The 7,892-nt window shown below is 56.9% G+C and carries 7 protein-coding genes; 5 read left to right on the top strand and 2 right to left on the bottom strand.

From position 1 onward, the window contains the following. Positions 1 to 243: 243 nt before the first annotated feature. Both rsgA and AC3B8H_RS16035 read right to left on the bottom strand, forming a co-directional pair. Positions 244 to 1,146: a ribosome small subunit-dependent GTPase A gene (rsgA, locus tag AC3B8H_RS16040; RefSeq protein WP_488442553.1), complete on the bottom strand. Its 903-nt coding sequence runs from the start codon at positions 1,144 to 1,146 to the stop codon at positions 244 to 246. After that, complete coding sequence (locus AC3B8H_RS16035; RefSeq protein ID WP_488442552.1) at positions 1,146 to 2,396, bottom strand: M48 family metallopeptidase; 1,251 nt, start codon at positions 2,394 to 2,396, stop codon at positions 1,146 to 1,148. The genes rsgA and AC3B8H_RS16035 overlap by 1 nt, the downstream gene beginning before the upstream one ends. A 93-nt stretch (positions 2,397 to 2,489) precedes the next feature. Between AC3B8H_RS16035 and orn the strand changes: the two genes are divergently transcribed. The 5 genes from orn to yccX all read left to right on the top strand — a co-directional run bounded on the left by orn (position 2,490) and on the right by yccX (position 7,629). Continuing rightward, entirely contained in the window at positions 2,490 to 3,035 is a 546-nt protein-coding gene (gene orn / locus AC3B8H_RS16030) for an oligoribonuclease (protein ID WP_488442551.1), read from the top strand. A gap of 128 nt (positions 3,036 to 3,163) precedes the next feature. Next, entirely contained in the window at positions 3,164 to 4,435 is a 1,272-nt protein-coding gene (serS, locus tag AC3B8H_RS16025; RefSeq protein WP_488442550.1) for a serine--tRNA ligase, read from the top strand. 193 nt (positions 4,436 to 4,628) lie between these two features. Continuing rightward, positions 4,629 to 5,018 (top strand): group I truncated hemoglobin, encoded by a 390-nt coding sequence (locus AC3B8H_RS16020; protein ID WP_488442549.1) that lies wholly within the window; start codon positions 4,629 to 4,631, stop codon positions 5,016 to 5,018. 146 nt (positions 5,019 to 5,164) lie between these two features. Next, complete coding sequence (gene rlmKL, locus AC3B8H_RS16015; RefSeq protein ID WP_488442548.1) at positions 5,165 to 7,360, top strand: bifunctional 23S rRNA (guanine(2069)-N(7))-methyltransferase RlmK/23S rRNA (guanine(2445)-N(2))-methyltransferase RlmL; 2,196 nt, start codon at positions 5,165 to 5,167, stop codon at positions 7,358 to 7,360. Continuing rightward, the gene (gene yccX / locus AC3B8H_RS16010; RefSeq protein WP_488442547.1) at positions 7,357 to 7,629 is read left to right on the top strand and encodes an acylphosphatase; all 273 of its coding nucleotides are present in this window, start codon (positions 7,357 to 7,359) and stop codon (positions 7,627 to 7,629) included. The genes rlmKL and yccX overlap by 4 nt, the downstream gene beginning before the upstream one ends. Positions 7,630 to 7,892: the final 263 nt, after the last annotated feature.

Below are 7,892 nucleotides of genomic sequence, written 5' to 3'. Positions count from 1 at the left end.
TGTTCTGACACACTTAGCAGAAAAGCTAGTCCAGCCAAGTCAAATCTAGTCTAATTTAGATGAAGCGCGATGAAATCCGAAAAATGGGATTCAATCCCTGAACTAGTGGCATGGCTGAGCATGAACCATTTCTGGTTTTCGCTTTTTTAATCCGGGCATGGGGGCGAGCGGAGTAGAAGGGTTTTCCTGCGTCAGAACAGTTGTCGAGGGTTTGTATTAACCTCTGATTCTCCTGCGCTCCATTCAGGCTACACCCCGTGCTGGCGGCGGCATTTTTTCCCGCAGTTTCAAGAAGCGCCGGTAGCGCGCGATCGGGATTTCGCCGGCTTCGGCGGCGGCGCGCACCGCGCAGTCCTTGTCGGTGACGTGTTTGCAGTCGTTGAAGCGGCAACGGGCGATGTAGGGTTGAAATTCTCGATAACCCCAGGCCAGTTGTGCCTCGGACAGTCCGGCCAAGCCGAAAATGGCGACGCCGGGGCTGTCGATCAAATCGCCGCCGCCGGGCAGGTGATAGAGCGTGGCGGCGGTGGTTGTGTGGCGGCCGTGTTTGCTGATCGCCGAAATGGTATTGGTGCGTAGCGTCTTGTCCGGCAGCAGCGCGTTGGTCAGCGAAGACTTGCCGACCCCGGATTGGCCGGCGAACAGGCTAACCCGGTTTTTCAGCGCTTCGGTCAGTTCGGCGATGCCGATTTGTCGGTTGGCGCTGACCGGGTGCAGCCGATAGCCGAGTGTTGGGTAGTAGTGCAGTTCGGCGTCGATATCGGCCGGCAACGGCAGGTCGATCTTGTTCAGGATCAGGTCGGCATCGATATTGCTGTTCTCGCAGACCGCCAGATATTGGTCCAGCAACAAAAAGTCGCAGAGCGGTTCCACCGCCAACACCACGTACACGCTGTCCAGGTTGGCGGCCACCGGTCGGCTCTCGTTGCCGCGCGCCGGCCGAAACAAGGTTGAGCGGCGCGGCAGGATGGCTTCGATGCGGCCTTGCTCCGGCGACGATAGCGACAGCTTGACGCGGTCGCCGACGACCACGGTATCGAGTTTGCGCAGGGTTTGGCACAGTACCGGCGCCGAGCCGTCGTCCAATTCGACCGCAATGCCTTTGCCGAGATGAGCGACGACCAGACCTTCCCGTAGCGCGCCCATCAAGCCGCTTGTATCTTTTCTTCGATATGGGCGATACGGATCGCGGCCGGCGGATGGCTATAGTGGAAGGCGGAATACAGCGGGTCGGGCGTCAAGGTGCTGGCGTTTTCTTCGTACAGCTTGACCAAGCCACTGATCAATTTGCCGGCCTCGGCGTTGCGGGTGGCGAAGTCGTCGGCTTCGAACTCGAACTTGCGTTGAAAGAACGCGCTGATTGGTTGCATGAAGGTAGTGAACACCGGCGATACCAGCATGAACAATAACAACGCGGCCGCGTTGGAGTGGGTGCTGACGCCGAGACCGTCGAAGAACCAGTCTTGGGTAATCAACCAGCCCAGAATCGCGAAGCTGATTAAGGTCATTAGTGACGAGGCGATCAGCATTTTGATCGTATGCTTGCATTTGAAATGGCCCAATTCGTGCGCCAACACGGCTTCCAGCTCCGATTCGTCGAGGGATTTGACCAGAGTGTCGAAAAACACGATGCGCTTGTTATTGCCCAGGCCGGTGAAATAAGCGTTGCCGTGGCCGGAACGGCGCGAACCGTCCATGATGAAGATGCCGTTGCTGTTGAAACCGCAACGTTCCAGCAAGGTTTGAATGCGCTGCTTCAACGAGCCGTCCTGCATCGGTTCAAACTTATTGAATAAGGGCGCGATCAGGGTTGGAAACAGCCAGCTCATCAACAGCGAAAACCCCATCATGATGGCCCAGGCGTACAGCCACCACAGGCCGCCGATGCTGTCCATCACCCATAGTATCAATGCCAAAATCGGCAGGCCGATACCCAGCGTCAACGCGATCGATAACAACTGGTCCTTGACGAATTGCGGCAAGGTATTTTTGTTGAAGCCGAATTTTTCTTCGATGACGAAGGTTTGGTAGAGGCTGAACGGGATTTCGATGACCGTCATCAATAAAAAGATGCTGGCCATCGCCGCCAAGCTGGCATTTATTGCCGATAAGTCGAAGGTCGACCAAAAGTCGAATACCAAGCTGATGCCGCCGCCCAAAGTCAACGCCAACAGAAATACGATGCCGACCACGCTGTCCAAATCGCCCAGTTTGCTCTTTTCCACGGTGTAGTCGGCGGCTTTTTGGTGGGCGGCCAGCGACACCCGGTCGCGGAACGCCGCCGGTACGTGATCGCGATGCCGCAAGACGTGGGCTTTCTGGCGCATTGCCAGCCAGAATTGGACGCCATGGGATAGGACGAGGGCGACGAGAAATAGGGCGGTAAAGGTGTTCATCAAGGCCGTGAGGTTGGGGGTTAACGATTAGCGGTACAGATTAGCTAATGCTACAATTTGCCGCAACATTATAAATAATCTAGGGAATAGCCAATGGCTCAGGATGCAAACAATCTTATCTGGATCGACCTGGAAATGACCGGGTTGGATCCGGATAACGATTTGATCATCGAAATCGCAACCGTCGTCACCGATCCGCATCTGAACATTCTGGCCGAAGGGCCGGTAATCGCCGTCCATCAGTCCGACGCGGCGCTGGCGGCGATGGACGACTGGAACCAGCAGCATCATGGCCAATCCGGACTCATTCAACGGGTCAAGGATTCCCGCGTCGATGCCGCCGCCGCCGAGGCCGAAACCTTGGCGTTTTTGCGGCAATGGTTGCCGGAACGGGCGTCGCCGATGTGCGGTAACAGCATTTGCCAGGATCGCCGCTTTTTGTACCGTTACATGCCCAAGCTGGAAGCGTTTTTTCATTACCGCAACCTGGACGTGTCCACCGTCAAGGAACTGGCGGCGCGTTGGGCACCTAAGGTCAAGGACGGTTATAACAAGCAAGCCTCGCATAAGGCTCTGGACGACATTCTCGAGTCCATCGAGGAAATGCGGCATTATCGCGAGCACTTTTTTAAATTTTAATCCGTTCGTTTGGGTTAGCCCCGCCGCGTTAGCGGTAGAAATTCGTCCAACGATACGGAGTCAACAGATCGGCCCGCCGGGGTGACCCGGCACGCCCCACGTCCTTTAATTTCAGGTACCAGACAGTCATGCTAGACCCCCGTTTATTTAGAAGCGAACTGGAGACGGTTTGCCAGCAATTGCACCGCCGCGGTTTTCAATTCGATGCCGCCGCCTATCAAACCTTGGAAGACCGCCGCAAGGACATTCAGGTCAAGACTCAGGATTTGCAAAACGAACGCAATACCCGTTCGAAAGCCATCGGTCAAGCCAAGGCTAAAGGCGAGGACATTCAGCCCTTGCTGGACCAAGTGGCCGATTTGGGCGATCAGCTCAAGGCCGCCGAAGCCGAACTGAATGAAGTGCAAAACCAATTGAACGCATTGATGGCCGGCATTCCGAACATCCTCGACGCGGCGGTGCCGGACGGCAAAAACGATGCCGACAACCTGGAAATCAGTCGCTGGGGCGAGCCGCGCCAATTCGACTTTCAACCGAAGGATCATGTCGATCTGGGCGAGCCGTTGGGGATGAACTTCGAATGGGGCGCCAAGATTGCCAGCGCCCGTTTCGTCGTGCTGGCCGGCAAGCTGGCGACGCTGCAACGCGCCATCATTCAACTGATGTTGAACACCCATATCAACGAGCACGGCTACCAGGAAACTTACGTGCCGTTCCTGGCTAACGCCGACAGCCTGCGCGGTACCGGCCAGCTGCCCAAGTTCGAGGCCGATTTGTTCACGGTACAAAACGATCCGACCTTTTATCTGATTCCAACCGCCGAAGTGCCGGTGACCAACATCGTCCGCGATGCCATTGTCGAGGCCAAGCAAATGCCGCTGAAGTTCGTTTGCCATTCGCCCTGCTTCCGCAGCGAGGCCGGCGCTTACGGTAGCGATGTGCGCGGCATGATTCGCCAACACCAATTCGAGAAGGTCGAGTTGGTGCAAATCGTACCGGCCGAAACCTCCGCGCAAGCCCACGAGGAACTGACCGGCCATGCCGAAAAAATCTTGCAAATACTGAATCTACCGTACCGAAAAATGCTGCTGTGTGCCGGCGATACCGGCTTTTCGTCGGCCAAGACTTACGACTTGGAAGTCTGGTTGCCGGGCCAACAAAAATACCGGGAAATTTCGTCCTGCAGCAACTTTAAAGACTTCCAGGCCCGGCGCATGCAGGCGCGCTGGCGCAACCCGGAGACCGGCAAGCCGGAGTTGGTGCATACCTTGAACGGCTCGGGTCTGGCTGCCGGCCGTACCTTGATCGCGGTCATCGAAAATTATCAAAACGCCGACGGCTCGATCACGGTGCCGGAAGCGTTGCGGCCTTATATGGGCGGGCTTGCGGAAATTCGCTAAGCGGATTCGACCGAACGACGGCAAGCCGGGGTAGCGATGCATTCGCTACCCCGGCTTTTTTATACCCCTACTGAGCCTGGCGAAATAGTTTTGAACCAAAACTAACCTGGAGTATCATCGCCGCCGGAGTTGCGGCGGGCGCTTGGGTTCTGCTCGGCTCCAACCATCATTTTAATAATTGACTGGGGTTAACATGAGCGAAAACAACGAAGTACAAGAGCCGTCGCTTTACGAGCGTCTGGGGGGCGAGGCGGCTGTCAATGCGGCGGTAGACGTGTTTTACGGCAAGGTGTTGGACGATTATCGGATTAACCGCTTCTTCGAAAAAACCGATATGGCAAAACAAGTCGAGCACTTGAAAGCCTTTATGACGGTCGCCTTCGGCGGCCCCAACAATTACACCGGCCGCTCGTTGCGCGACGGCCATGCCAGATTGGTTCAAAAGGGTTTGAGCGATAGTCACTTCGACGCGGTGATGGAGCATCTGGGCGCGACGATGCAGGAACTGAACGTGCCCGCCGAGTTAATCGGCGAAGCGGCCGCGCTGGTCGAAAGCGTCCGCGGAGAAGTCCTCGGTCGTTGATGATGCGTGCCGCCATGCGCGCGGGTCGGTGCGTGGCGGCAATCCCATAGAGCATTCAGCTTCGGCGCCAGTCCGTCCGTATAAATTTCCGCCGACCCCGCCCGGTTTTAGTATCCTAGCCGGCCATTCCGTATCCGGTCGTCGTCATGTCGCTTTACTCTCTTTACGCCACCGCGCCCAAAGCGCTGGAAGGCATCCTCGCTAACGAAATCCGCAGCCTCGGCGGCCAAAACGTCAAGGAAAAACTGGCCGGAGTGGCCTTCGACGGCGATCTGGCGCTGGCCTACCGGGTGTGTTTGTGGTCCAGGGTCGCCAACCGGGTATTTCTGCCGTTGAGCAGTTTCGAGGTTAAATCCCAGCAGGACTTGTACGACGGCATCAAGCGCATCAACTGGTTCGAGCATATGAAGCCGGACGACAGTCTGGCGGTGTCGTTCAACGCCAAGAACAGTCCGGCGATCAACAACACCCATTTCGGCGCGCAGAAGGTCAAGGATGCCATCGTCGATCAGATGCGCGGCAAGTTCAACAAGCGGCCCAATGTCGATACCGAACGGCCGTCGCTGCGCGTCAATGTCTATCTGCATAACGACTTGGCCCAACTCAGCCTGGATTTGTCCGGCGAGAGTTTGCACAAGCGCGGTTTTCGCGACGTCAGCATTGCCGCGCCGATCAAGGAAAACCTGGCAGCGGCGATTTTGCTGCGCGCCGGCTGGCCGAAGATTGCCGAACAAGGCGGCACCTTGCTGGATCCGATGTGCGGTTCCGGGACGATGCTGCTGGAAGGCGCGTTGATTGCTGCCGACATCGCGCCGGGTTTGCAGCGCGACTATTTCGGTTTTCTCGGTTGGAAGAAACACGATGCCGAGTTGTGGCAAGGCTTGTTGGACGAGGCCCGCGCTCGCCGCGACGCCGGGCTGGCAAAACTGCCTACCATCGTCGGTTTCGACCAGGACCGGCGTACCGTCGCCACCGCGCTGCAACACGTCGAAAACGCCGGCTTGTCCGCCAAGATTCATATCGAAAAACGCGACATCGGCGATGCGGCCGCGGCCGAAAGCTGGCCCAAAGGTTTGATTGCCTGCAATCCGCCCTACGGCGAACGGCTGGGCGACGAGGCGGAAACCGCCGCGCTTTACCGCCGTTTCGGCGAGGTGTTGAAACAGCGCTTCGCCGGCTGGCAGGCGGCGATGATTATCAGCGACCCGGAGTTGGGCTTTAGACTGGGCATTCGCTCGCAGAAGCCGATCACGTTGTTCAACGGTGCGCTGGAATGCAAGTTGTTGCGTTTTAACATTGAGGAAAGAGCTTTCTTCGAGCCCAAGGCCAAGTCGCAACAGGAGCGCGCCGAATCCATCTGGCGCCGCGCTCAAGCCGAGCAACCCGATCCGCAAGCGGAGATGTTCGGCAACCGTTTGCGCAAGAATCTGAAAAAGCTGACGAAATGGGTCAAGCAAAACCAGGTGAATTGTTACCGCTTGTACGACGCCGATTTGCCGGAATACGCCGTGGCGGTGGATGTGTACCAGGGCGAACAAACCTGGGTTAACGTCCAGGAATACGAATCGCCGAAAAGCATCGATCCAGCCAAGGCCAACCAGCGTCTGGCCGGCGCAATGGCGGAAATACCCAAGGTGCTGGAGATTCCGGCCAACCAGGTATTTTTGAAAATCCGCCGCAAGCAAAAAGCCACGGACCAATACGAAAAGCAAGGCGACTCCGGCCGCTTCCACGTGGTCGAGGTAGGCGGTTGCAAGTTTTGGGTCAATTTCGAGGATTATCTGGATACCGGCCTGTTTCTGGATCACCGGCCGATGCGTTTGCGGATTCAACAGGAAGCCAAGGGCAAACGCTTTTTGAATCTGTTCGCCTACACCGGCAGCGCCACGGTGCATGCGGCGGTTGGTGGTGCGGTGGCGTCGGTCACGGTCGATATGTCCAACACCTATCTGGACTGGGCCAAGCGTAATTTCGAATTGAACGGCATCCGCGGCGACCATAAACTGGTGCGGGCGGATTGCCCAAAATGGCTGGCCGAGCAAGCGGCGTTAAAAAACCGGCCGCAATTCGACCTGATTTTTCTCGATCCGCCGACCTTTTCCAACTCCAAGAAAATGGACGAGGCCTTCGATATCCAAAGCGATCATGTCGCGTTGCTGAAAAACGCCGCGGCCTTACTGGCGCCCAGCGGGGTTTTGTATTTCTCGACCAACTTCCGCCGTTTCAAATTGGACCGCGAGGCTTTGGCCGGTCTGCACTTCGAAGATATAACTGCGGCCACGATCCCGGACGATTTCGCCCGCGACCAAAAAATTCATTATTGCTGGAGGATCAGCCGATGACGGATTGTGTGCATATCATCGTTAAAGGCCGGGTGCAGGGCGTCTATTTTCGGGCCTATACCCAGAAGCAGGCGGTAAAGCTCAATCTATCCGGCTTCGTTCGCAACTTGGCTGACGGTTCCGTGGAAATTGTCGCCAGCGGCGATCCGGAGGATTTGCAAAAGCTGGTGGCCTGGTGCCACAAGGGACCGCTACTGGCCAAGGTTGCCGAGGTAATCGCTACGCACCATCAAGCGGACGAGCATTTCCTAGCATTCGAGATTCGTTGACGCGGTTTCCTGGCAGGGCGCCAATCGCTCGGCCAGGAAAGAATAGGGATTGAGTCGCTTGGAATTTTTGCAAAGGTTCAATGTCGTCCAACTGTCAAGGAAGCCAAGCGTTTAGCCGCTGAAAGCACTATGAAAGTCGCTCGGCAACTTGCGGAGATCCCGGTGTCGGGACGCCATCGATCACGGCAAAAGCTCCGCCTTCGGTTGATGGTTGGCGTTGGGATTACGTTGTAGGAGCGGCTTGGGTCGCGATCGACGGCATT

Source organism: Methylomonas sp. BG-2 (assembly GCF_057766305.1).
This window is presented reverse-complemented; position numbering and strand designations above follow the sequence as displayed.